Origin of the sequence: Streptococcus cuniculipharyngis (genome assembly GCF_007859195.1) — a bacterium.
Lineage (GTDB): Bacteria > Bacillota > Bacilli > Lactobacillales > Streptococcaceae > Streptococcus > Streptococcus cuniculipharyngis.
Window position 1 is genome coordinate 491,207 of sequence record NZ_VOHL01000001.1, and the last position, 22,465, is coordinate 513,671.

General features: G+C 43.3%; 20 protein-coding genes. 1 reads left to right on the forward strand and 19 read right to left on the reverse strand.

The annotated features are described in order from the left end of the window. Positions 1 to 4: 4 nt before the first annotated feature. A complete protein-coding gene (locus tag FRX57_RS02385; protein ID WP_146566260.1) occupies positions 5 to 1,009 on the reverse strand; it encodes an NAD(P)/FAD-dependent oxidoreductase in 1,005 nt (334 codons plus the stop codon). A gap of 182 nt (positions 1,010 to 1,191) precedes the next feature. On the opposite strand from FRX57_RS02385, the gene lctO reads away from it, so the two are divergent. Further along, entirely contained in the window at positions 1,192 to 2,328 is a 1,137-nt protein-coding gene (gene lctO, locus FRX57_RS02390; RefSeq protein ID WP_146566263.1) for an L-lactate oxidase, read from the forward strand. Positions 2,329 to 2,347: 19 nt separating this feature from the next. Here lctO and trmD read toward each other — a convergent pair whose 3' ends face one another. From trmD to FRX57_RS02480, 18 genes are all read right to left on the reverse strand, one after another. Next, on the reverse strand, positions 2,348 to 3,073 hold the full coding sequence (trmD, locus tag FRX57_RS02395) for a tRNA (guanosine(37)-N1)-methyltransferase TrmD (RefSeq protein WP_146566702.1): 726 nt from the start codon (positions 3,071 to 3,073) through the stop codon (positions 2,348 to 2,350). Further along, positions 3,063 to 3,581 carry a ribosome maturation factor RimM gene (gene rimM / locus FRX57_RS02400; protein WP_146566265.1) on the reverse strand — a complete coding sequence of 173 codons (519 nt, stop codon included), beginning with the start codon at positions 3,579 to 3,581 and terminating at the stop codon, positions 3,063 to 3,065. Before rimM ends, trmD begins: the two co-directional genes overlap by 11 nt. Before the next feature lie 114 nt (positions 3,582 to 3,695). Beyond that, positions 3,696 to 3,941, reverse strand: a complete 246-nt coding sequence (locus FRX57_RS02405) for a KH domain-containing protein (RefSeq protein ID WP_146566267.1) — start codon at positions 3,939 to 3,941, stop codon at positions 3,696 to 3,698. Positions 3,942 to 3,951: 10 nt separating this feature from the next. Continuing rightward, a complete protein-coding gene (gene rpsP / locus FRX57_RS02410) occupies positions 3,952 to 4,224 on the reverse strand; it encodes a 30S ribosomal protein S16 (protein WP_146566268.1) in 273 nt (90 codons plus the stop codon). A 118-nt stretch (positions 4,225 to 4,342) separates the two neighbouring features. Further along, the gene (locus FRX57_RS02415) at positions 4,343 to 5,575 is read right to left on the reverse strand and encodes an ABC transporter permease (protein ID WP_146566270.1); all 1,233 of its coding nucleotides are present in this window, start codon (positions 5,573 to 5,575) and stop codon (positions 4,343 to 4,345) included. 13 nt (positions 5,576 to 5,588) lie between these two features. Then, positions 5,589 to 6,275 carry an ABC transporter ATP-binding protein gene (locus tag FRX57_RS02420; protein WP_186600817.1) on the reverse strand — a complete coding sequence of 229 codons (687 nt, stop codon included), beginning with the start codon at positions 6,273 to 6,275 and terminating at the stop codon, positions 5,589 to 5,591. Positions 6,276 to 6,291: 16 nt separating this feature from the next. After that, positions 6,292 to 7,536 (reverse strand): efflux RND transporter periplasmic adaptor subunit, encoded by a 1,245-nt coding sequence (locus FRX57_RS02425; protein WP_146566275.1) that lies wholly within the window; start codon positions 7,534 to 7,536, stop codon positions 6,292 to 6,294. Positions 7,537 to 7,704: 168 nt separating this feature from the next. After that, positions 7,705 to 9,573, reverse strand: a complete 1,869-nt coding sequence (locus FRX57_RS02430; protein ID WP_146566277.1) for an ABC-F family ATP-binding cassette domain-containing protein — start codon at positions 9,571 to 9,573, stop codon at positions 7,705 to 7,707. After that, positions 9,566 to 10,774 (reverse strand): CCA tRNA nucleotidyltransferase, encoded by a 1,209-nt coding sequence (locus FRX57_RS02435; protein WP_146566279.1) that lies wholly within the window; start codon positions 10,772 to 10,774, stop codon positions 9,566 to 9,568. Before FRX57_RS02435 ends, FRX57_RS02430 begins: the two co-directional genes overlap by 8 nt. Before the next feature lie 8 nt (positions 10,775 to 10,782). Further along, positions 10,783 to 11,637 carry a DegV family protein gene (locus FRX57_RS02440; protein ID WP_146566282.1) on the reverse strand — a complete coding sequence of 285 codons (855 nt, stop codon included), beginning with the start codon at positions 11,635 to 11,637 and terminating at the stop codon, positions 10,783 to 10,785. A 2-nt stretch (positions 11,638 to 11,639) separates the two neighbouring features. Beyond that, complete coding sequence (locus FRX57_RS02445) at positions 11,640 to 12,014, reverse strand: DUF1149 family protein (RefSeq protein WP_146566284.1); 375 nt, start codon at positions 12,012 to 12,014, stop codon at positions 11,640 to 11,642. A 52-nt stretch (positions 12,015 to 12,066) separates the two neighbouring features. Next, on the reverse strand, positions 12,067 to 12,981 hold the full coding sequence (locus FRX57_RS02450; protein ID WP_146566286.1) for a glycoside hydrolase family protein: 915 nt from the start codon (positions 12,979 to 12,981) through the stop codon (positions 12,067 to 12,069). 15 nt (positions 12,982 to 12,996) lie between these two features. Continuing rightward, positions 12,997 to 13,518, reverse strand: coding sequence for a hypothetical protein (locus tag FRX57_RS02455; protein WP_146566288.1), 522 nt, complete (start codon positions 13,516 to 13,518; stop codon positions 12,997 to 12,999). 133 nt (positions 13,519 to 13,651) lie between these two features. Beyond that, positions 13,652 to 18,532 (reverse strand): S8 family serine peptidase, encoded by a 4,881-nt coding sequence (locus FRX57_RS02460; RefSeq protein ID WP_146566290.1) that lies wholly within the window; start codon positions 18,530 to 18,532, stop codon positions 13,652 to 13,654. Positions 18,533 to 18,750: 218 nt separating this feature from the next. Beyond that, positions 18,751 to 19,716: a YihY/virulence factor BrkB family protein gene (locus tag FRX57_RS02465; protein ID WP_146566292.1), complete on the reverse strand. Its 966-nt coding sequence runs from the start codon at positions 19,714 to 19,716 to the stop codon at positions 18,751 to 18,753. A gap of 1 nt (position 19,717) precedes the next feature. Next, positions 19,718 to 20,578 carry a methionyl aminopeptidase gene (locus tag FRX57_RS02470; protein WP_146566294.1) on the reverse strand — a complete coding sequence of 287 codons (861 nt, stop codon included), beginning with the start codon at positions 20,576 to 20,578 and terminating at the stop codon, positions 19,718 to 19,720. Positions 20,579 to 20,593: 15 nt separating this feature from the next. Continuing rightward, positions 20,594 to 21,877, reverse strand: coding sequence for a DRTGG domain-containing protein (locus tag FRX57_RS02475; RefSeq protein ID WP_146566296.1), 1,284 nt, complete (start codon positions 21,875 to 21,877; stop codon positions 20,594 to 20,596). Continuing rightward, positions 21,870 to 22,412, reverse strand: a complete 543-nt coding sequence (locus FRX57_RS02480) for a GNAT family N-acetyltransferase (protein WP_246100899.1) — start codon at positions 22,410 to 22,412, stop codon at positions 21,870 to 21,872. The genes FRX57_RS02475 and FRX57_RS02480 overlap by 8 nt, the downstream gene beginning before the upstream one ends. Positions 22,413 to 22,465 lie beyond the last annotated feature (53 nt).

The window sequence follows — 22,465 nt, forward strand, 5'->3', positions numbered from 1 at the left end:
AATCCTATTCTTTTTCCTTAATCAATGAGGTTGAATGAACAAGACGATTGTCCCGCTCTGGGTAGATATAATTGATGGCTTGGTTGACCGCCATGGGGGCCTCACCGAAACCTGTCGCAATCAAATCAGCCTTGCCTACATAGGTAGCTGCATCGCCAACAGCATAAATCCCTGCCTGACTGGTCTCCAAAAGAGCAGACACCTTGACACTAGACCGCTCTGCCTCCAGACCCCAAGCTTTCAAATTTTTATTGGAGCTGGAAAAACCAAAACTAACAATCAAAGCATCTAAGTCTAGGTCAAGCACCTCATCAGACTTGACCCTTTGGACACGCAACCCCTTGAGTTTCTGACCATCCCCCAAAAGCGCCACTGGCACATAAGGGGTTAATTTCGTCACTGATGATTGTTCCAAAACTGCTACGCTATGCTCATGAGCCCGAAAAGCATTCCTGCGATGAACAAGGGTCACTGATTTAGCTAAACCTTGCAGACTATTGGCCCAATCTACCGCAGAATCACCACCACCGCAAATCACGACATTCTTATCAACAAAGTCCTCCAAGGACTTGACATGGTAATGCAAATTGCTATCAGCATAGACCTCTTCACCAGGCAAGCCTAGCGGACGCGGGGCAAAAGCTCCATTACCACAAGCTAAAATGATAGCCCTTGTTCGATGTTGGCCCTTATCCGTCTGAATTAAAAAGCCATCATCTGTTTTCTCAAAAGATTTAACCTCTTCTTTCAGACAAATCTGCGTGCTACTGGCAAAGCGCTCCAATTGTTGAATCAGCTGCTCAACCAAGTCCTTACCTGAAATGGCCGGATAAGCTGGAATGTCGTAAATCATTTTTTCTGGATATAAAATAGCCGGTTGGCCACCTAGCTCAGCCAAACTTTCAATCAGCTTGACCGAAACCCCACGCAAACCTGCATAAAAGGCTGCAAAAAGACCCACAGGTCCACCTCCAACAATGGTAATATCATAAATTTCTTCCACAGACATGGCTTCTCCTTTTTCTTTACCCCTATATTATAGCATAAATTTAAGCCTCGATTATATACAAAATTGTGAATAAAATAATTTGAAAGCGCTTTAAGCAAATTGGTTGACATCTCTTTTTTTTCATGCTACCATAATACTGTAATCGCGAAAGCGCTATCAAAAATTATCTAGGAGGAAAGCTCATGACTTTCAAAACAAGTACTGCAGAAGGACCCGTTAATTTTTTCAACGTTTATGACCTAGAAAAAATGGCTCAAAGTGTTATCCCTAAAGGTGCCTTCGGCTACATTGCTAGTGGAGCAGGCGATACTTTCACCCTCTATGAAAATATCCGTGCTTTCAACCACAAGCTTATCGTTCCACAAGTTTTGCGTAACGTCGAAAACCCTGAAACAAATACTGAAATTTATGGAGACAAGATTTCATCTCCAATTATCATGGCTCCAGTTGCTGCCCACAAACTAGCTAATGTCCAAGGTGAAGTTGCCAGTGCCAAAGGTGTCGGCGAGTTTAACACCATTTACACCATCAGTTCTTATTCAACAACTGATTTACCTGAAGTAACAAAAGCCCTAAACGGAGCACCTGAATGGTTCCAATTCTACTTCAGTAAAGATGATGGTATCAACCGTAATATCATGGACCGTGTAAAAGAGCAAGGTATCAAGGCTATTGTTTTGACTGCTGATGCGACTGTTGGTGGTAACCGTGAAACAGATGCTCGTAACGGCTACGTCTTCCCAGTTGGTATGCCAATCGTTGAAGAATACCTTCCACAAGGTGCTGGCCAAACCATGGACTTTGTTTACAAATCAGCTAAACAAAAACTCTCTCCACGCGATGTTGAATTTATCGCTGAATACTCTGGTCTACCAGTTTATGTCAAAGGTCCTCAATGTAAAGAAGACGTTGACATCGCCCTTAGTGCTGGCGCATCTGGTATCTGGGTAACCAACCACGGTGGTCGTCAATTGGATGGTGGACCTGCTGCTTTTGACTCTCTACAAGAAGTGGCTGAAGCTGTTGACAAACGTGTGCCAATCGTCTTTGACTCTGGTGTCCGTCGTGGTCAACATGTCTTCAAGGCTTTGGCATCAGGTGCTGACCTTGTTGCCATCGGTCGTCCAGTTATCTATGGATTGGCTCTTGGAGGAAGCGTCGGAGTTCGCCAAGTCTTTGAAAAACTTAATGATGAATTGAAGATGGTGATGCAGCTTGCTGGTACTCAAACTATCGAGGATGTGAAAAACTTCAAACTTCGTCACAACCCATACGATGCACCACTACCACCAGAAGCAGCTCCGCTTAAATTGTACTAAGATAAACAAAAGAAGACTCCTATTCTGATAGGAGGTCTTCTTTAATTTTTTCTAAAAGCTGACTTTCTTCTGCCGTTAGAACATAATCATCTAATAAATCAGGACGCCGCAGGTAGGTCTTCTTTAGAGATTCTTCCAGACGCCAGCGGCGGATATTTTCATGATGGCCACTCATCAGAACATCTGGAACGAGCATGCCACGATAATCATAAGGACGCGTGTATTGGGGATACTCCAAAAGACCTGATGAGAAACTATCGTCTTGGTGACTAACTTCCTTACCAATGACCGCAGGAATCAAACGAACAGTGGCATCAATCATAGTCATGGCTGCCAATTCTCCCCCAGTCAAGACAAAATCTCCTAAAGAAATCTCATCAGTCACCAGGGTCTTAATCCGTTCATCGTAGCCCTCATAGTGACCACAGATGAAAATAAGTTCCTCCTCCTTGGCCAATTCCTCAGCGTAGGCTTGATCAAAACGCCGACCAGCAGGGTCCAAAAGAATGACCCGAGGATTTTTCTTTTCAATAGCATCAAAAGCATCAAAAATTGGCTGGGCCCGCAAAAGCATCCCTTGGCCACCACCATACGGCTCGTCATCAACATGACGGGCTTTTTCAGCATAGTCACGAAAATTATGGTAACGAATGCTCAAAAGCTCCTTATCTCTGGCCTTGCCCACAATCGAATGTTCCAAAGGAGCAAACATTTCCGGAAAGAGGGTTAGGATATCAATCTTCATCATCTAATCCTTCCAAAATATCCACATCAACCCGACCTGCTGCTAAATCAACAGCCAAGACAACTGGTGGAATGTAGGGCAATAATAAATCTTTTTTGCCTTGACGCTCTACAACCCAAACATCATTGGCACCTAGCTGCAAGATTTCCTTGATGTGACCAATTAGGACGTCATGTTCATAGACATCTAGACCAATAATTTCGTGGTAGTAAAACTCATCCTCAGCCAGTTGGGTCAAGTCCTGCTCCGCTACCTTGAGCGTGTGTTCCTTGTACTTTTCCACCTCATTAATATGGTAGTGGTCCTTGAATTTGACAATATCAAAATGCTTATGTTTTCGATGACTAGCAATTTCCACAAGCTTGATTAAGTTTCCTTCTGGGCTAAATAGGGCCAACTGACTTCCCTTCTTAAAGCGTTGATCTGCAAAATCGGTCACGCTCATGACTCTCAATTCACCTTGTAGTCCTTGCGTATTGACAATCTTGCCGACATTAAAATAATTCATGATTTCTCCACTTATCTTAGATTTCTAATCATATTTATTCTACCATGATAAGCTAAAAAAAACCAGTCTTAGTCGCTAAAGCTGATATAAGAAAAAACAGCCCTAAAGACTGTTTTATGCTTCTTTTTCGTCAATCACTAGACGAACTTTCTTAGCTTGAGTGGGCACGGAATAGACAATCGACCTTATTGCAGAAATTGTGCGACCTTTTCTACCAATAACACGTCCAATATCCTGCGCATCCAAGTCAAGATGGTATTCCAAAAATTCAGGCGTATCTTGTATCCTTATTGTCAGTTTATCTGGTTGTGAAATCAAGGGTTTCACAATCGCAATAATAAGATTTTCAATCGTGTCCATAGGCTAATACTTATTTAGAGAATTTTTGCTCGTGGAATTTCTTCATCACACCAGCTTTTGAAAGAAGGTTGCGAACAGTGTCAGATGGTTGTGCACCTTTTGACAACCAGTCAAGCACACGCTCTTCTTTAAGGCTTACTTGGTTTTCTTCAACCAGTGGGTTGTAAGTTCCAACTGTTTCGATGAAACGACCGTCACGTGGTGCACGTGAGTCTGCAACGTTAATACGATAAAATGGTTTTTTCTTTGAACCCATACGAGTCAAACGAATTTTTACTGCCATGTGTAAAATCTCTTTTCTATTTCTTAATTTTAGAGGGCTAATTCACCCCTACCTCATATAGTATAGCATAGTAAAAAAAGAGTGTCAAGTTTTTTTCTTGACACCTTTTGATTTTTTCTTATTCATAGCGCAGGGCTTCAATTGGATCTAACTTACTTGCTTTGCTAGCAGGCAAGACACCAAAGACAACTCCAACTAAGGCTGAAAAAGCTATGCTAATCAGAACAGTTGTGAGAGAAATTTCTGGCTTACCTAAGTTCTGAACCAAACTTGGTAAACTTCCTAGCCAAGCACTGATAGCATAGGCAATAATCAGACCTATGATTCCGCCTAAAACAGTCAGAACAACTGATTCAATCAAAAATTGGACCAAGATATTACGGCGAGTAGCTCCCAAGGCCTTACGAAGACCAATCTCTCGTGTCCGCTCAGTTACTGAAACCAACATGATATTCATCACGCCAATACCACCGACAAAGAGGGAAATTCCTCCAATAAAACCAATGAAAAGTGTCATGGTTCCAACCTGTTGTTTGATGGCTTCTAGCATTTGAGAAATATCAAACATGGTAAACTCTCCCTCTTTCGCCCCTGACAATTCCGTCAATCGTTTTCCAGCCTGCTTACCAACGGTCGGTGCCTCTAGAACATCTGGCACATAAAAGTAAACCGAACTGATTTCAGGAACATTAAATTCGGCCGCTAGCTGAGTATTGGCCAAAATGGCATTGCCTTCTGAGCTCGCACCATAAATGGATGAGCCTGCAGCGGGGTCTTTATAGACGCCAACCACCCGGTATTTCTTATTGCCTACATCCACCGTTTGGTTGAGAGCCGCATCATAAGACGTAAAGAGTTTTTTAGCTAAAACCTTATCAATCATAATCAGACGAGAAAACTGACGATAATCTGACGGTCCCAATTGACGACCTGCTAAAATCTTATATTTCTTAATACCAAAATAGGTGCTATTAACTCCCGTCACCGTTACCTGACTAGAGCGTTTATTCTGATAGGCAATGGCCGCTGTGGTGCTATTGGTTGCATAGTAACCACTGATTCCAGGAATCTCCTTTGCAATCTGTTGTAGCCATTCCTCTCTGAGCAAGGGTGATTTGACATTGGTCCCTACATCTTCTGGATAAAAAGCATTATCCCCTTTTTTCTGGTAAAATAACCTAACATCGTGTTGAGACTGTGAGGCCTGTTTAGTGATACTCTTCGTAACCCCCGTTCCTATGGCCATAACGACTGACACCGCTGCTACTCCAATAATAACGCCTAGCATGGTCAAGAAAGAACGCATCTTATGGCCTAGAATTGAGCTAATCGCAAATTTCCAATTTTGCATCCATTCTCCTCTCCTAATCAATCCTAACGCTATCCGTCGTATCCATGGTAATTTCACCATCACGAATAACAATTTTCCGCGTAGCATAATCGGCAATCTCAGGCTCATGGGTAACCATAATAATGGTCTTACCTTCCTGATTAAGTTGGGTCAGTAACTCCATAATTTGATTACTGGTTTTAGTATCCAAGGCCCCTGTCGGCTCATCGGCCAAGATAATTGACGGATCGTTGACAAGGGCACGAGCAATGGCCACGCGTTGTTTTTGTCCACCAGACATTTCAGATGGCATGTGGTACATTCGCTCACCTAGTTCAACCTTTTCTAGAAACTGCTCAGCTAATTCACGACGCTCTCTAGCACCGACACCGGCATAAATCAAGGGCAATTCAACATTTTCCAAGGCATTTAATTTGGACAAGAGAAAAAATTGTTGAAAAACAAACCCAATTTCTTCATTCCTTACCTGAGCCAAATCAATCTCAGACAATTCTTCAATGGCATTATCAGCCAAGTGATAAGAACCCATTGTTGGCCGATCTAGCAGACCAATAATATTCATCAGGGTAGACTTCCCCGATCCTGATGGTCCCATGATGGCCACAAATTCTCCCTCATAAACCGTCAAATCAATCCCTTTAAGCACTTGGAGCTCTTCTTCACCACTGCGATAAGACTTGGTAATCTTTTCTAAAGACATTAATTCTTTCGGTTTATCATTCACTAGAGTTACCTCCTGTGTCTCCTGATTCTGGTGTAGCCCCAGCCTCTGCTGAGGTATCTTCTGAGAGAACACTTTCTAAGACTTGACCATCCTTGAGATGACTATCTGGGTTGGTTACTACCACTTGACCTAGTTCAACCCCACTACTGATTTCTTGAGAACGGGCATCCGCATTGCCAACAACAACTTCTTTCTTAGAAACTTTGCTGGTGTTTTCATCATACACCCAAACATAGCGTTTGTCACCGTCCGTCACAATTGCCCCAACTGGCACAATAAAGCCTTTTTTCTCATTAACAACTTCAACTGATACGGTAAATCCTTGTTTCAATTCACCTAAATCACCTGTGATATCAGCGGTGTAATTGTAGGTCACACCACCGCCACCATTGGCGTTACCTTCTGAACTTGGCTGATTTGGGTAGTTTGAAATGGAGGAAATCGTTCCTGTCCACTCCTTATCAGCATAGACCTTAGACTTGATTTTTACTGCTTGACCTGTCCGAATGTTAGCTAAGTCATATTCTGTCAGTGTCCCTTTAACCTGGAGTTGTCCTTCGCTGGTCACATGAACAATACTTTGGCTAGTTTTAGACGCTGGATCAATATTATTATTGACCGCCACAACCGTTCCTGATACCGTACTGGTCACCACCGTTTCATTAAGGGCCGCTTGGGCCTTGTTGATTTCACCCTGGGCATTGGCATAAGAATCATTCAACTCTTGTAACTGTTGCTGATAGCTGGCTGTCGCTTGAGGAGTTGGTGGAGTCGTCGTTGTGACTGTCTCACCGGTGTTTTCATCCGTTGATGAACTGGTTGTTGGAAGGTTTCCGTAAGTTCTCAGGTATTCAATCTGCCGACCAATCTTATTAAGATTACGTACCGCCGCATCGTATTCCGCTTGAGCCTTAGTCGTGTCATATTGAACCAATTGCTGACCTTCGGTAACCTGGTCTCCGACTGCTACTGTTGGGGTTGCACTAGTTCCCTTGCTGGCATCATAATAAACATACTGTTCCGATAAGGCCTTAACCGTTCCTGACAACAAGGTGGCAGAAGCCAAAGACCCTTCTTTAACATTAGCAACCTTGTACAAGTTGTCAGAAGATATCCCTGAGGTCTTGCTTTGCTTAATATAGAAAAAACCTCCAATTCCTAGAAGGCACAGAAGCCCTAAGGTAATCGCTAGACCCTTTCGCTTCTTAGGTGTTGTTTTTCTCCGGTTTCTTGACATGAAGTTCCTCCTCTAAACAAGCTAACTTGTATTATTTATTTAATGTAATTATAAAACTTTGATGTCCCTTTGTCAACCGATAATCCGGCTATAACAAACGATTTAAGGAATGTTAAAGAAAAGTCAGGTCAGCAAAAAAACCACCAAAACAGGTGGTTGAAAAAATTCCTAGTTAGCCAAATGACTCAAATACTCGTAGCGATCATACTTTGCTAAGAGGGCTTCGTTGTTATCATCTAATTCTCTTTGCAGTTCTGCAAGTTTGCCATAATCACTGGCATGCTGGGCCATCGCTTCTTCAAGGGCTATGATATCTTCCTCCAATTTGACAATCTCATCTTCAATGGTGTCCCATTCCTTTTGTTCAAAATAAGAAAGGCGTTTTTTCGTCTCCTTTGTTTTTTCAACTTTCTGCTTGCTGATTTGGGCCATATCTGCTTCATAGGTCAACAGAAAGTCTTTTTCATCCAAGTAATCTGTGTAATTACCAAAAAATTCACGAATTCCTCCCGCTTCAAAGGCCAGGATTTTATTGGCCACCTTATCCAAAAAATAGCGGTCATGGCTAACCGTAATGACTGGTCCCGTAAACTCTGCCAAGAATTGCTCCAAGACAGTCAGGGTTGCAATATCCAAATCATTCGTTGGCTCATCAAGGAGCAAAACATTGGGTTGTTCTAATAATAGTTTGAGAAGATAGAGTCGCTTCTTTTCTCCTCCCGATAATTTTTCAATCAAGCTGCCGTGGCTGGTTCTGGGAAATAGAAATTGCTCTAAGAGGTTGGTGACACTGATGCTACCCCTTGATAATTTTACCTCATCTGCCACTTCTTGTAAATAATTGATGACCCTTTTACTGCCATCCATATCCTTGATTTGTTGAGAAAAATAACCAACCTTGACTGTTTCACCAATACTTAACTGGCCCTCTGTCAAGTCCAAATCACCGTTAATCAAATGAAGCAAGGTAGTCTTGCCCACGCCATTATCACCAATAATCCCTAGACGGTCACGATTCTGAATTAAAAGATTAAAATCTCGGAAAATCTGCTTGCTTCCATAAGCAAAACCAGCCTGCTGAAACTCAATAACTTTCTTACCAATACGACTCGTTTCAAAAGTCATGGTCAAGTCTGTGGGGCCTTCTTGATTTTGCAGGGATTTTTTCAAGTCATGAAAACGATTAATCCTAGCCTGTTGTTTGGTCGCCCTAGCCTGGGGTTGAGTCCGCATCCAGGCCAATTCTTGTTTGTACAGTTGAGATTTCTTATGAAAATTGGCGAGGTCTCGCTCATCCTGCTCAGCCTTTAAACGGACATAATCCTGATAATTCCCTTGATATTCCTTGAGGTTAGCCTTATCTAATTCAAATACCCGCGTTGCAACATTATCTAAAAAATAACGGTCGTGAGTAATGAAAAGAACCGTTTTTTTACTGGTAGTTAAAAAATTAGTCAGCCAAGCAATACTCTCAATATCCAAGTGATTAGTAGGTTCATCTAAAAGCAAGAGATCAGCATCCGCTAATAAGGCCTTAGCCAATTGTACCCGTCGACGTAAACCTCCTGATAGTTGACCGATTACTTGATACCAGTCTTGAATCCCAAGCTTCGACAGGATGGTTTTAACATCACTTTCAAAGGCCCAGACATTCAAGGCATCCATTTCAGCCATGAGCTGATCTAGGTCTTGCTGAGACTCTTCTTGATAGTTCCTCATTAAACCTTCATAGGCTTGTAAAAGCTGTACCTCACGTAAATCAGCTGACAAGACCGCTTCTAGGACCGTCTGATGGTCCTCAAAATCCGGCTCCTGTGTCAAATAGGCTATTTGATAATCACTGACCTTGGTAAAAGGAGAACGATCCCCATCAAATCCTGTGTGACCAGCTAAAACATCTAAGAGAGTGGTTTTGCCCGTTCCATTGACACCAATTAGGCCAATCCGATCACCTTCATGGATGACAAAGGAAATCTCTTGAAAAACCGTCTTATCACCTACAGACTTCGTCAATCTATCAACTAAAAAATCACCCATCTAATTCTCCTTCCACAAAAGTCAAAATAGCTTGCCGATCATTGGCGAGCTTGCCCATCACGATACGGTCCTCAATTTTGGTCAAGAGCTGACCCAATTGTGGTCCAGGTTTGATGGCGAACGCTGCCATGAGATCAGCTCCTTTGACCAAGATATCAGTCTTGTGCCTAATACTAAGCTGGTCTGCTAGCTGGGTAATAGCCTCTAAATCAACCGATAAACCTAAACCTTGCCGCAATTCTTCCACTAATAGCAAGAGTCCTTGCCCATAATCATAAAGCTGGCGTAGAGTCCAGTCATTTGTCTGACGATAGTGATAGGCTTCAACCAATTGACTGACTGTCTTTTGAAAATTAACAGAGGTCTTCCATTTTTTCAAAAACGGCTTACTTGAACAATCCAGGCAAATAATCACATAGGCCCAGGCTTGCTCCGCACAGGCAAATGAAAAGTCCGCCTCCAAAGACTGCCATAATTGCGTCAAACTAGCCCCTTGACCAGCCATTTCTGGGAGATAATCATAGGCCTCACTGCGAACCAGGGCTTCAATCCCTTTTTTCCAGTAGGGAGCCATCAATAGTTTATCAAACTCAATAAACGAACGCTCCACAGAAATTTTTTCTAGTAAGGGGGCACAGGCTGTCATGGCTACAAAGGTCTGCTCCTCTATCTCAAATCCTAAACTTGCCACAAAACGAAAACCACGCATAATACGTAGGGCGTCCTCTTTGAAACGTTCTTGAGGCAGACCCACTGCTCGTAGGGTTTGATTTGACAAATCTAACAGGCCATCAAACTGGTCAATCACTTCTCCAGTCTCACTCAGAGCAAAGGCATTAACCGTGAAATCCCGCCGCTTTAAATCTTCTGTTAGCGAACGCACAAAAGACACCTGGCTCGGACGACGATAATCCACATAGACATCTTCTGTCCGAAAGGTCGTCACTTCATATTCGCCCTGCTTGGTCAAAACCAAAACTGTGCCATGCTCAATCCCTACATCGATTGTTCGTTCAAAAATCTGCTTGATTTCCTGTGGGTAAGCACTGGTGGCAATATCGACATCATGGATGGCTTGTCCCAACAAACTATCACGGACACTCCCGCCAACAAAATAGGCCTCATAACCTGCCTGTCTAATACTTTCCAATATGGGTAAAGCCTTCTGAAACTCAGAAGGCAAAGGATTTAATATCTTCATCGCTTATCTCAACTCGTTAATTTTGGTGTCATCCCAAGAGCAATGGCTCCCTCACCCAAATGGGTAGCAATAACACTGTTGAAAGGAACAATTGTCAGGTCTTTCTCTGCGTAACCCTCTGCCAACAGTTGCTGGTAGAGACTATCAGCCTTATCATCTGCCCGAGAATGAATGATAAAAATCTCGTAGGCATCACCTGCAGTCAACTCCTCTAAAATATCAATCAGGCGCTTTTGGGCCTTTTTCTCTGTGCGCACCTTATCAAAGACCTCAATAACCCCTTGCTGATTAAAATACAAGATTGGTTTAATGCTCAAGAGGTTTCCCAACAAGGCTGCCCCATTTGATAGGCGACCACCTCGAACCAGATGATTTAAATCATCCACCATGATAAAGGCCCCAGTCCCATCAATCTGCTGCTGGAGCAATTCCAACAACTGAGGAAAGTCGTAGCCCTGTTCAGACCAAGCCAAGACATTTTTCACCATACTTCCCAAGGGGGCACTGGTTATCTTAGTATCTGGAAAAGCAAGAGTCATCTCATAATCATCAATCAAGTACTGAATATTTTGCCAAAAACCCGAAATACCACTAGATAGAAACAAACCTAACACATGACTGTAGCCTTCTTGAGCCAATTGTTCCAAAAGAGTGGTCAGTTCCGCCAAGCTAGGCTGACTCGTCGTTGGCAAGTCTCCTGACTGACGTAAGTGCCTGTAAAACTCCTCCAAAGATAGATTTTTACCCTCGACATAACTTTCCTTATCAATGATAATGGGAATATCAAGGCAATATAAATTTGGATGTTGTCGTTCATGCTCCGTCAAATAAGCAGACGAATCTGTAATAACGGCTAATTTCATTGTTAAAACTCCAATGCGATACCAGGACGATCCAAGGCAATCTCTGTCACCTCATAAGTCAAGCGCTGCAACATATCCAAAAGAGGAGCAGCCAAGTTTTCTACCTCTGCTTGTGAAAATTCACTCGGCTCATTCACCAAGCGGTCTTTAATGTGAATCATCTGAGACACCACAGCGGTCAAGACAAATTCTTCTTTCACAATCATTGATTGGAGGACAGCAACGATGGTTGTCTCATTGGCCACCTCGTCTTTTTTAACCAACTGAAAAGTCACCTCTGCAGTCGTCTCAGGAGTACCATTTTCTTTCTCCCACTCCAGGTTGCGCGCATCATAGTGGTACTGATTTAAAAATACTTGTTCACGGACTAGTTCCATTTTTTTCTCCTAACTGTCTCTCAATAATATCTAGTATAGCATAATCTCACATCTAAGTAAAAAAGAAATGCCAAGACTTTCGTAACCAGGCCTTGATTTTTTCTGACAAGGTCTGCCACCACTTTTTGGGCTTAAAGTTATCATCAACAATGCCACTGCCATGACGCACACGCTGGTCCGTCACCAACCGATAACGCTTGCTAAAGCTTTTAAAATCCTTGGTTTTAACATAATACATGCCTGCTTCTGCTGTCTGAGTGGGATTGTATTGGTCAATATAAATCGTGTATTCTTTACTTTCCTTGTCGTACAAGACAGAAGCTCCCTCAACCCAGCGGCCTGTATTGGGAATAATATCCAGGTCCTGTTTCCAATTAAGCAAGTCCTCACTGGACCACAATTCCAACTGTTTATTGGTCTCATCTTTTATCACCATATTATACTGGCTACCAACTGTAAAAATATAGCCATCAATATAGTTAGTGTCAGCTAGTTCTAACTTCCTCGGTTTCCCTAAGGTCATTTTCTCCAAATCCAACGGAACCAAATAAGGACTAAAAGACGGCTGCCAATAACCGGTATAGGTTTTCTCCCGTCCCCGATCATTGACCGAAGTTACCACCCATAGCTGACCTGTCTTGTCTACAAAGAAATCACTGGCCCACACATGGGGCCTCTCCTCAGAAAGCAGGCCTGCCGACAAATCATACCGCTGAAACTTCTCAAAATCCTTGGTAGTATAAATGGTCATGTCATGGGGATTTTTCAAGCTATAATCCGTCACCAAAATATAATAGGTATCCCCTCGTTTAATGATCGACGGGTCTCTCCCCTTGATGGGTAATTCCTTATAGAGTTTGAGATCTTGCGGTGACGTTCCTGCATAAAGCAGGATGGGTTGTTGGTTATAAGCATAATCATCATGCTTAAAAAAAGTCACCAGGTAGGGTTGCGAGGACAGCAGCATCTAGATACCTCCTGATTAATATTTTTTCTGCGGGTGTTTGGCAACAATCTCAGGATATTTTTCTAACAAGCGTGCCCCCTTAGGCAAAACAGAATAGCCTCGCAACTCAAATTTACCTGCCAGTTCTTCTTCTGTATAGACCCTCTGCATGGCTTGGTCTAACTCCTGACGTTTCATTTTAGACAAGCCAGCAACCTGCTTTTCCTTGAGCAGTTCTTTTAATTGCCTAGCTGGTAAGTGTTGAAGGGAGGCAAACGCACCATCTTTCTGAGCATAGCCCTGCTCAATTAAATAATCTAACTCTTTTTGGGCATCAATCCCATAGCTAGTCGCAAAATATTTATGATGAGGATGGCTAGTGGTGTAGGTACCAAAATTCACACGCCAAAGCATAATCAGGTGCCCGGGCAATAACCCTTCTTCTGTCCTGACCATTGCCCACTTGGGAATCGGCTTAACGAGTAATTCTTCCTGATATTCTTCTGCAATATATGGGATTTCTGCATGACTTGCATAGACTTCTTTTATGGTTTTCATTTTTCTATTATACCATAAAAATTATCACAACTATCAGGTAAGGGCTGTCAGTCTAACTTAATGAAGTAAAAAACTTGGACGGTTCTTTAAACCATCCAAGTTCACGACCACTAGGTCAAATGACTGATTATCCTTAAAGATTAGATTTTCTTCGCTTGCTAATCACTAGCTGACCAAGAGTCAAACCAGTCAAGACTAACCCTAAAACTAGTAGGTGAGGACTTTGGCGACCAGCTGTCTGAGGTAGGTTTTGTTCCACTACTCTTCTTGAAAGCGCCCGCTTACCTGTAGCGCTCACTGTCTCCGTCTTGCTAGGAGCGACAAGGGTTACTGACTTAATCCCATTTCCTGATAGATGGGCTTTAGCCGTCACCGACATAAGATCTGACTGATCAGTCGGTAAGGGCTGAGCTGACACCAGATAATCTGTCTCAGATACCAGTAGACTTATTTTTTGGTCTTGTTTACGAGCCGGTGATGTCTCCTGTTCTGTTTTAGGCTCTTGCGATTCCTGATTTAATTGGATATCCGGTGGGCTTGCTTGCTCCTCCTTAAGCTCTTCCGTCTCTTGACTTGACGATGCTTGCTCTGAATGTGCTGAATCTCTGCCATCCAATCCTGCGTGAGCCTCAGTTAATTGGGCCAAGGCTTGATCAACCATGTCTTGAGTGGCTTCTTTTGTTGCTAGAAGTGCTTGCGCCAGCTCCACTGCCTTATCATAAATTACCTTGCTTGTCTCTGAAGCATTTTTATATTTGGCTGCTGTTGCTTTTAGCAGTGAAGAAAAGCCAACCGCATCGCGAAGAGCTCGGTAATCGGTTTCTTGCCCGTCTAACTCCTCCCTTGCTTGACTAAGACTTGACAGGGCCTGATTAACACTAACTTGGCTAGCTTGCTCATCTGCTAAAACAAGTTGAGCCGAACGAACCAAGGTTTCATATTGTACCTGCTTGGTCTTTGTGGCATTGTAATACTGATAGTTTGCCAAGATACTTTGGTATTGATCAATCTCTGCTTGCAGGCCACGCCTGTCAGTCGGCTGTCCCTGTAACTTGTCCTTAGCAGTTACTAAAGCAGCTAAGACAGTATCAATTTCCTCCTGAGTTTGCTTGCTACTTACCGTAGTTTGAGCCAAGGTGAGGGCTTGTTGATAAGCAACCTGTTGGGCTAGATCAGCGTTATAGTAGGCTGGTGTTTTTTCTACATTAAGAAGCGCTGCTAATTGAGCGAGGAGCTCTCTTTTATCTAAAAGGGTCAATGTTTTGACATTGGCTTTATCAGCCAAAACAGATACGGTTAAATCTTCCAAAAATTCATAGCCTTCTGGTAAATTAACGACCAGCTTGTACTCACCTAGCGGAACAAATTTGCCATAGTCTGTTTTAGAATATTTAGCATTTGGTAGAATCAATAGTTGGCCTTCAGGGGTTTCCAAGCCAAGGCTTGATCCTACTGGCAACTGTTTATCAACATCAACCAAAAGACTGGCCTTATCTCTGACTGTGACATAGAAATTAATAGCTTCCTTACTATTTTTTTCATCAATGGTCACTGTTACCTTAGTCTCTCCGGCTACAGTAGCCCACTCCTTATTATAAAGGAAAAGGTCAAAGGTATAGGTCCCAAATGGTAACATCAAGGTCTGTTTATCTCCCGCATAACGAGGAAGTTCAGTAACAAGATTTCCCGCCTGATCTCTGACCGCATAAGAAAATTCAACTGGTGTCGCTTGGTTGGTCTCCTTATCAAGCATGTTGACCGTCACAAGCCCCCTATCATTGCCAATGCTAAGTAAATCTTGAACCTTGGCATAAGTGACATTACCTGCGAAATCTTCCACTGTGTAATAAAACTTAGACAAGTCGGCCAAGTCCAAAGGAAGCGTAAAGGAGCCATCTGTATTTCGAGCAACAAATACCTTATTATCTGCAACGCTTGCTCCTCCATTTTCCGTCAGGCTAACAAGAGTTGTTTGACCTGATTCATCTGCCACCAAATAAAAGACCTGCTCTCTAAAAATACCTGACTCTCCCCTGTCCAAAGCCTTTCTAGCTCGGAAATTAAAGGTCTTATCATCATAGGTTGCCGTGGTTATCACCGGAGCTTGACGATCCACAATCACATCAAAAATCATGGTTTGTTGATCTGCCCCTGGCACTTCTGATGAATAGGTTAACACGTACTGGTATTTACCATCAGGCAAATCACTACCTTCCTGATCCTTACCTGCCCACTCTGTTGCGGTAATCAGGCTAGATTTTTCTAACTCTGGGTTATCTGCATAAAAATTCTTGTTCCCCGCCTGAGGCTTGCTTGTCCACAAGGGGTTTTGACGCTCTAGATCAGTCGCTGCATAAACACTAGCCACTAAGTTGGTGTAATTTCTCAAAAAGACCCCTCTAAAGGCAAGTGAATCCTGATTATTATCACCATTCGGCGACAGTGCCAAGTGAGGTTTACCAGTTTCATCTAATTGCAATACAAAACGACCAGCTTCATTTTTAAACGTTCCCAGGGCTTTCAGTTTAAAATCACTTCTGTCATCAGTTGAATAAATCAACTCTGTCTGCCCAGTAACTAGGCCTGTATAGTGCTGACCTTCCTCAAGTACTCTCGCTTCATCTGCTACCGGCTCAAAATAAAAGCCTCCCTTGCCATCTGCTAACAAGTTATAAATTGGCTCTTCAACCACTGGGAGATTTTGGAAGGCTCCGCGGAAACCAACGTAAGGAATGCTGACCAAATCACTACCGTCAGTGGCATCCGTAAACCGAACAAAACCTTCTAAAAAGTAACCATTTTTCATCAAACCAAGTAATTCCTCACGAAAAGTTGAGGCATCAACCGTAATCCTTACCGTGGTTGATTGATTAGCTTTGACAGTAAGGCGCCCACCCGGAATTTCTGCAAGGGCGCGTGGGGCTAGCGTAATGAATCCGTCAGCTACCGTGTCCGTATTTAAATGTGTGACATAATCTAAGGTCCGATCTTCTTGACTAAGGTTATGGATTGTTAGGTCAAAACTAAATTGATCCTCAACATTACCCAGAGTAACACTACTATATCCCTCTTCTCCCGTTAGGTAAAGTTGACGAGAGATGGCTGCCGCCGTATCCATGATTCCGGCTCCTTGTTGTCTTGGAGACGTGTAGGCTCCTGTCTCCTGATTAACGTGAGGTTGAGCAGTGGACATTAAGAGGTGTTTAATCAAGGCCTCAATTTCTTGTGCTGTTTTTTCAGGATATTGGGTTTGAAGGTGTTGTTTTACCAATACTGCTGCTCCAGCCACATGGGGGGCCGCCATACTTGTACCACTCATGCTCCCATAATCATTGTCATTGATTGCCGCATAGATAAAACCACCCGGAGCACTCAAATCTGGCTTAAGTTCTCCATCAGCAGATAGGCCCCAACTGGTAAAATCAGACAAACGACCTGCCTGCGGATTTGCCTCTTTGACCGATTCATTATTCAATTGAATCTTATAAGCATTTGCTGCGAGAGCCTCCCCAAATTCATAAGGAATAAAGAGCGATGGTACCACAAAGCCTGCCTCTTCTAAAGACATGGTAATATTAGCTTCCCCTGGCCGATTATTATAAACCACGACCCCAATCGCACCAGCTGCTGCCGCATTAGCAATTTTTTCGGTGAAAGTAATCTCTCCTCGTTTGATAAGGGCCAGTTTTCCTGTCAAATCCAAACCATCAAAATCTGTTGGCAGCCCTAGACCTGCGGCAACATACTCATAGATCCTCCCTTCCTCAAATTTTAAGTCACTTTTATCTGGATTAGCAAAAGAACTTCTACCATAATTCAATTCTGCATTGTCTTCCAATCCGAGAATGTTCAAGACCTTATTAGCCATGGTTGTATTGTTGTAAGAGGCAACAGAAATAACATCACGCGCTGTTGACGGATTGCTAACCAAGCCATAATCAGGATTTTCCGCTGCTGGCAAAGAATGACCGGAACCAAAGGCACCATCATTTCCAGCAGAAATAACCACCGTGACTCCAGATTTTCTTGCCAGTTCAATGGCTGCGGTCACTGTTTCATCCATATTGACCACGGAGCCATTTGCCCCTCCCAAACTTAGGTTAATACTATCTGCCCCCAATTTGACAGCATCCTCGATGGCTCGAACATAGAGGGCCGGATTGGTCGTTTGATTTAGATCAGAAAAGACACGCATAAACATCACTTGGGCTTCGGGCGCAACCCCATAAATCAACTCACCAGCCACTTCTTTACTTGGATTTCCCGTTGCAATCCCCGTAACGTGCATGCCATGAGATCTTTTTTCTTCTTCCTTGAGTTTGTTATTGACATCAACATAGTTATGACCAAAGACAACTTTATCGTTATACCATTGCCCGTAGTCAATCCCTGCTGCAACCTTAGCCACTTCTAACTCTTCTTTGGTCTTATATTTAGCCTTTGACAGATCAGAAATCCGCAAGGCATCATGGTCAACATCTAACCCCGAGTCAATAATAGCAACAACCTGCCCTTCCCCTTTGTAGCCACTTTGCCAAACTTGAGGAACGGTTACAATGGTATTACTATCAATATTTTGTGGACTGGCCTCTTCAGCCTTAGCCTGTGGAGCTTGATAGCCGACTGCTACTACTTGGGCACTGGTTTCAGTCTCTGAATCACGTCTTGTTTCTGTGTTTCCCTGAACCAAACTGGTCTCAGTAGCCACTTGAGCTAGTTTTGCCTCTTCCACAGGAGTTGGAGATGGAGCAAGAACTGGACTTTCATCAGCCACTACTGCCATGGTCGATTCTTGTTTGTCACCTAAGACCACTTGATTTTCCACTTGGCTAGCCAGGAGCGGCACCTCTTGAATAGTGGTGTCAGAAACCGTCAGCTGAGTCGTCGTTTCTGCCGGTTGCAAGTCATCAGCAGCAACACTAGGCTGACCGGCCAATAAAAAAACTGCACCCAAAAGAACGGATACAGTACCAATCTTATATTTCCGAAGTGAAAACGTTTCTTTTCTTATCATATCATGACCCCCTATTTTATTTTTCACAACATTGGTCTCCCAATACATCTATTAAATCATAAAGCCTTAAATTTGTCTAGTCTATTCTGAATCTTTTTAACCAGCCATGTCTAGAAAGACTCCCAAGCTAATTCTTACTAAAAAACATACCCCATTAGCCAACTAATGAGGTATGTTCTATAACGAGCTAATTTCTCAAATCCACACTAACTAGGACCTTAGTGATTGTCACCACTCGCTTCTTTACTACTTGTTGCATGATTGGTTGAAGGCTCCTCACCAACTCCTTGTAAAAGAGCCTTAACATCGCCACGCCGGCTTTCAAGGTTGCCCTGAGATAGATTTTGTAAGGTAGCATTAAAGACCGCTCCTGTAATCAAAATCCTAGCCAAAACAATAAACCAAGCCATAATAACTAGTGCGACCACCGATCCAAACACCCTCAAATCACCCAGACGTTCAAGCTGTTTAGCTACATAGGCACCTAGCAGATTATTCAAAAAAATAATCACAAAACTGGTCAGGACAGTTCCTGGTAAGATGTAGCGAATTTTCTTGATTTTGACATTGGGCAAAATAAAATATAAGACACCAATACCAATAAAAATAATCAAACCAAGGAGGGGCTGGGTCAACTTTAAGGCCAAATCAGCCATATCTCCCAAGGGATAACGACGGTTAATCACCTGTAAAATAGCTTCAGAAAATGTCGTCAACATCAAGGCAAAGGTCAAAAGAAAGAGAATTAACAAACTGGTCAAGATACCAATGGCATAACTAATCACAAAATCTCGGTGGGGTGAAGCCTGATAAACCTTGTTAACTGCTTTTTGCAGAGAGGTCAGGCTCTTTGTCATGGTCCACAATCCTGTTATTGTTGCGATCCCCAAAATTCCTTGGGCTGGTTTCGCAAAAATAGTTCGTACCACTCCCTGAGTCATTTGGTAAAGTTGAGGTGGCAGATTGGTTTCCATCATCTCCAAAATATCAGACACATTGATGGGCAGATAAGGCACCAAATTAGCCACGATAACTAAGAGTGGAAAAGCGGTCAGCATAAGATAATAGGCGACCGCAACACTTGATAAATCCATCTCTGCACTCTGGTAGTGACTGATAAAGGTTTGGAGAGGGCGCCAGGTCAGCAACTCTTGTAACCGACTGCCCAAGGTTTTCTTCTCCATCTTAATAGGTTCTCTCCTCACCTTGGCTGGTCAAGATTTTTGGCCCATCCTTAGTGACGACAAACTGGTGCTCATACTGACAAGACAGACCTCCGTCCAAGGTTTTATGGGCCCAACCCGTTTTCAAATCCGTATCAATTTCCCAAGTTCCTGTGTTAATCATTGGCTCAATGGTTAGGACCATGCCTTCACGCAAACGCAGGCCACGACCTGCCACACCATAGTGGGGCACCATTGGCTCCTCATGCATGGTTGGGCCAACTCCATGCCCCACCAAATCACGCACCACGCCATAGCCACGACTTTCGGCATAGTCTTGAATGGCTGCTCCAATATCACCCAAGCGATTGCCCACAACAGCTTGTTCAATCCCCTTATAGAGGCACTCACGCGTGACCGCCATCAGATCTTTGACTTCTTCTGACACTTGACCAACCGCGTAAGCCCAACAAGAGTCTGCCACCCCTCCCTTGTAGGATTGGGTATACTGTTTCATTTGGGCAACATTGTCAAAATCCAACTTGGCAACATCCACTACTGACTTATCCAAAGGCTCACTGAGCACCATATCTACCTTAAGCAAGTCCCCTTCTTGAAGCATATAATGACGGGGAAAGGCGTGGGCAACTTCGTCATTGAGTCCACAACAAGTCGCATAGGGATAATCCATCACACTACCATCTACCCCAATCTGTAAGGGGAGGACATTTTCTTCCTTGCAGCGTCTGCGGACAAATTCTTCAATCTCCCACATGTCAAGACCTGGCTTAATCAAGTCACGCAAAGCCACATGGATACTGGTCAAAACCTTACTAGCACGTTCCATGGCTTCAATTTCACGAGTGGATTTTAATGTCATCATTTGGAAAAACTCCTTTTAGTCTACTTTACTGGTAATAATCGCCTTCCCCACCTCTTTTTTATCAACTAGCAGGGTATAGTCTATAACCTGCTTGCTTGTGGAAAAAACCGGTCTTGCCTGGATAACTAATTGAGCCCCAAGCAAAATCTCCTCTAACCAGTATATCATCATTTGCTCAATAATGATATGATTTTGACATACTTCATGGGTAATTTTTCCAGTCATCAGGGTCAATAATTCGGTCAAAGCAGCCTTAGAAAACTGCCCCCTAGCATCTAGCATCCATGGCTCAATGACAAGACTAAAGTTATTCCTGTCTCTGACTAATTGGCTCAGTAAGGTCGGCCGAGCATGCCCCAACAATGGCTGATAGGCTGGTTGCATTAAGTTTTCCATGACCTGCCTCCTCGTCACCACCCCAAGCAAGACCTGCTGCTCATCTATTACCGGTAACATGTCAAAGTCTTCCAGAATCATGATTTGACTAATCTTATCCAGGCCTTCTGCCAAACAGGTCGAAACAGGATTTTCTGACATGAGTTTGGTTAATGAGACCTTACTTGTGTAACCCACAATATCCCTCAGGCTAATAACCCCAATAATTTTCCCCTGCCCATTAACCAAAGGAAAACGCACTCGGTTGGTTGCCTTTTTTAAGGCCAAATAATCTGCCACTGTCGCCGTCTCTCCCAGAAACCCATAGGACTCCTTGCTCTGATAAATATCAGCGATTCGTTTCGTCTGACTCTGGACACTAGCTATGGTAAAGGCCTGGTGAATCAGGGTCGCTACTGTAAACGTGTCATGATGACTAACCATGATTGGAATGGCCAGGCCATCTGCCAAGTCCCTAATCCTCGCTTCAACCGGAAAACCACCTGTCACTAAAATCGCATTGCCCATCTCCAAAGCTAACTCCTGAATATCAGTTCGATCACCGACAATCAGCAGCCCCCCTCTAGCCAAATGGGGGCGAATATTTTCCTTGGTCATAGCACCAATCGCAAAACGGCTAAATTCCTTTTCCAACCCTTGGTGACCCGCAACAATCACCGATTCACTAATTTGAGCAATTTCAGCATAGCGCAACTGGTCAAATCGCAAGCCCTGCTTTTGATGAATACGGACGGTTCCACTCCTAGGATGGGTCTCTACCAGCCCACGATTTTCTGCTTCCTTGATCGCCCGGTAGGCAGTTCCGTCACTAACATTCAAACGACTAGCGATACGACGTACACTGACCCTTTTACCAACCGCTAGATTTTCCAAATAATCCAATATCTCCTGATGTTTACTCATCGCTATAATCCCTTCTCCTCAGAACAAAAGCCTTGTATCGCCTAGTCTTGCGACTATGACGGTCACTTCCTTTAAATTGGCCAAGTTCCTGAAAGCCTGCTTTCTGGGCCACCCGTTGACTAGCTAGATTCTCTAGATGCGTCACAATGTTCAACTCCGCCAGGCCGAACTCCTGAAAACTTAAAAAACTAATGGTCTTAACCACCTGGGTCGCATAGCCTTGACCCCAGGACTCTCTTCTAATAAAATAGGCCAAGTCTGCCTTTTTATCAGCCCAAGATAGATTTTCTAGCCGAATTGCTCCTAGTAAGGTACCGGTTTTCTTTTCTTCAATCGCCCAAATGCCTAAAGGATTTTTCAAAAAATCATGAACAAACACATAGTCACTCTCAAGGACCGTCAAACCTTGCGGAAAAATAAACGGCAATGGCTCTGCGGCAGTGCTAATCTCCAAAAATTCCTGCCGGTCGTTAAATAGAAAAGGACGTAAAAGAAGGTCTTTCGTTTCAATTAAAGAAAATTCTGCTAGCTTCATCCAGATATCCATAACCTTATTATATCAAATTTAAGCATTTTAAGCACAAAATA

Bases quoted from the DNA above. Each gene is read 5' to 3' on its own strand.
- FRX57_RS02385 (WP_146566260.1), bottom strand. From the start codon at position 1,009: ATGTCTGTGGAAGAAATTTATGATATTACCATTGTTGGAGGTGGACCT.
- lctO (WP_146566263.1), top strand. From the start codon at position 1,192: ATGACTTTCAAAACAAGTACTGCAGAAGGACCCGTTAATTTTTTCAAC.
- trmD (WP_146566702.1), bottom strand. From the start codon at position 3,073: ATGAAGATTGATATCCTAACCCTCTTTCCGGAAATGTTTGCTCCTTTG.
- rimM (WP_146566265.1), bottom strand. From the start codon at position 3,581: ATGAATTATTTTAATGTCGGCAAGATTGTCAATACGCAAGGACTACAA.
- FRX57_RS02405 (WP_146566267.1), bottom strand. From the start codon at position 3,941: ATGGACACGATTGAAAATCTTATTATTGCGATTGTGAAACCCTTGATT.
- rpsP (WP_146566268.1), bottom strand. From the start codon at position 4,224: ATGGCAGTAAAAATTCGTTTGACTCGTATGGGTTCAAAGAAAAAACCA.
- FRX57_RS02415 (WP_146566270.1), bottom strand. From the start codon at position 5,575: ATGCAAAATTGGAAATTTGCGATTAGCTCAATTCTAGGCCATAAGATG.
- FRX57_RS02420 (WP_186600817.1), bottom strand. From the start codon at position 6,275: ATGTCTTTAGAAAAGATTACCAAGTCTTATCGCAGTGGTGAAGAAGAG.
- FRX57_RS02425 (WP_146566275.1), bottom strand. From the start codon at position 7,536: ATGTCAAGAAACCGGAGAAAAACAACACCTAAGAAGCGAAAGGGTCTA.
- FRX57_RS02430 (WP_146566277.1), bottom strand. From the start codon at position 9,573: ATGGGTGATTTTTTAGTTGATAGATTGACGAAGTCTGTAGGTGATAAG.
- FRX57_RS02435 (WP_146566279.1), bottom strand. From the start codon at position 10,774: ATGAAGATATTAAATCCTTTGCCTTCTGAGTTTCAGAAGGCTTTACCC.
- FRX57_RS02440 (WP_146566282.1), bottom strand. From the start codon at position 11,637: ATGAAATTAGCCGTTATTACAGATTCGTCTGCTTATTTGACGGAGCAT.
- FRX57_RS02445 (WP_146566284.1), bottom strand. From the start codon at position 12,014: ATGGAACTAGTCCGTGAACAAGTATTTTTAAATCAGTACCACTATGAT.
- FRX57_RS02450 (WP_146566286.1), bottom strand. From the start codon at position 12,981: ATGCTGCTGTCCTCGCAACCCTACCTGGTGACTTTTTTTAAGCATGAT.
- FRX57_RS02455 (WP_146566288.1), bottom strand. From the start codon at position 13,518: ATGAAAACCATAAAAGAAGTCTATGCAAGTCATGCAGAAATCCCATAT.
- FRX57_RS02460 (WP_146566290.1), bottom strand. From the start codon at position 18,532: ATGATAAGAAAAGAAACGTTTTCACTTCGGAAATATAAGATTGGTACT.
- FRX57_RS02465 (WP_146566292.1), bottom strand. From the start codon at position 19,716: ATGGAGAAGAAAACCTTGGGCAGTCGGTTACAAGAGTTGCTGACCTGG.
- FRX57_RS02470 (WP_146566294.1), bottom strand. From the start codon at position 20,578: ATGATGACATTAAAATCCACTCGTGAAATTGAAGCCATGGAACGTGCT.
- FRX57_RS02475 (WP_146566296.1), bottom strand. From the start codon at position 21,877: ATGAGTAAACATCAGGAGATATTGGATTATTTGGAAAATCTAGCGGTT.
- FRX57_RS02480 (WP_246100899.1), bottom strand. From the start codon at position 22,412: ATGAAGCTAGCAGAATTTTCTTTAATTGAAACGAAAGACCTTCTTTTA.